Origin of the sequence: Paracoccus sp. (in: a-proteobacteria), from assembly GCF_030538695.1 — a bacterium.
GTDB lineage: Bacteria > Pseudomonadota > Alphaproteobacteria > Rhodobacterales > Rhodobacteraceae > Paracoccus.
Genome location: NZ_JAUNTN010000060.1, coordinates 1 through 1,842, shown reverse-complemented (window position 1 = coordinate 1,842; position 1,842 = coordinate 1). Strand labels below are relative to the sequence as shown.

Genomic DNA, 1,842 nt, shown 5'->3' with positions numbered 1-1,842 from the left:
TGCTGGGGCTGATCTTTGCGGCGGTGCTGATCTGGTATGGCTGGCGATTGTCCGCGAATACGCTGCGCATGGGGCAGGCGTCCCCGGCGATGCGGCTTCCGGTGGGTTATATCTATATGGTCATTCCGGCGGCGGGCGGGATGATGGCGCTGCGCTATCTGCTGGTTCTGGCCAGCCTTGTCAAAACCGGCGATTACGTTCCGCCCCATTCCGATATCAAGAATAGCTGAGGCCCGTGATGATTTCTGCCCTGCTTCCGTTTTTCTTTGGGCTGTTGATCTTTGGCCTGCCGATCTTTGCGGCATTGGCACTGGCGGTCACGGCTGTTCTGTATTTCTTTGGCGGGATTGATCCGGTTGTCGTGCCGATGCGCATGTTTTCGGGCATGAACAATTTTTCGCTGATGTCTATCCCGTTCTTCATTCTTGCGGCGGAACTCATGCGGATCGGTGGTTTGTCGGATCGGCTGATCGACCTCGCGCGGGCGCTGATCGGGTGGCTGCCCGGCGGTCTGGCGGCGGCGACGGTCATGGCCTGCCTGATGTTCGGGTCCATTTCCGGCTCTAGCCCCGCCACCGTGATCGCGATTGGCACGATCATGTATCCGGCCATGGTGAATGCGGGTTATGATCGGTTCTTCTCAATCGGCCTGATCGCGACGGCTGGCACATTGGGACCCATCGTGCCGCCGTCGATTGCGCTGATTATCTATGGCTCGGTTACGGCAACCTCGGTGGGCAAGCTCTTTGCCGCAGGGTTGCTACCCGCGCTGTTGATCGGCGTTTTGCTGATCGGCTATGGCAGTTGGTTTGCATGGCGCAAAGGCTATCCTCGCGATGCCTTTCCCACCGTCGCGCGCATCGTGGGGGCGACAAAGAGGGCGGCTTTGGGGTTGGGCCTGCCGGTGATCCTGCTGGGCGGCATTTACTCCGGCGTGTTCACGCCCACCGAATCCGCCGCCGTCGCCTGCCTTTACGGCTGGTTCATCGGCGCAATGGTTTATCGCAGCATCAGTCTGCGCGACACGCTGATGATCCTGCGAAATACCGGCCTTTTGGCGGGGCCGCTGCTGTTGATTACTGCGGGCGCATCGGCCTTTTCATGGCTGCTGGCCAGCACCGGAACGCCGTCGCAACTGGCCGCGAGCGTGCTGTCCACGACCGATAATCCGTGGCTGATTATGGCGCTGTTCAATGTTATCTTGCTGGTTGCGGGCTGCTTTCTTGACAGTGCCTCGGCGATCATCATCCTTGGTCCGCTGATGCAGCCGATCGCCCAGTCGGTTGGCGTCGATCCGATCCATTTCGGGATCATCATGCTGGTGAACCTGTCCGTCGGGATGCTGACACCCCCGGTCGGGCTGAACCTGTTTGTTGCCATGGGGGTGGCCAAGATGACCCTGTTCGAGGTTTTCCGCGCCGCGCTGCCAACGATCTTGCTGATGCTGGTCGCGCTGACCCTACTTACTTATGTACCTGCGATCAGCCTGTTGATCCCTAATATGCTATTTTAGGGGCAAACCGATGTGGGGTTGTGGCCCATGAAACGCAAAACTGGTTCCTCGCGCGTATCAGCAATGGCGATGCGCGCAAGGAAAGCACGATCCGCAAACAGATCATACCAATCTGGCAAGAGTTGCGTTAGCAGGCGTAATGCTCTTTTCTTACGGCGCGGGCTGGATCAGCCTTGGCTGCGCCCGCATCATGCCCGCCACGGCATCGACCCCGGCCCTGAGCGACGAGTCCATTAGATGCGCATAGCGTTGCGTGGTGGGGGTCTGAGTATGTCTGACCTGCCCCCCGAAAGATCCCTCACTTTAATGTAGAGTCTGCTCAACCGCGA

General features: G+C 59.2%; 2 protein-coding genes. Both read left to right on the top strand.

What is annotated here, in order from left to right; translation table 11 throughout:
- On the top strand, positions 1-230 hold a 230-nt coding region (locus tag Q4G24_RS16570; protein WP_303367637.1), incomplete at its 5' end, for a TRAP transporter small permease.
- An 8-nt stretch (positions 231-238) separates the two neighbouring features.
- Positions 239-1,513: a TRAP transporter large permease gene (locus tag Q4G24_RS16565; RefSeq protein WP_303367636.1), complete on the top strand. Its 1,275-nt coding sequence runs from the start codon at positions 239-241 to the stop codon at positions 1,511-1,513.
- Positions 1,514-1,842: the final 329 nt, after the last annotated feature.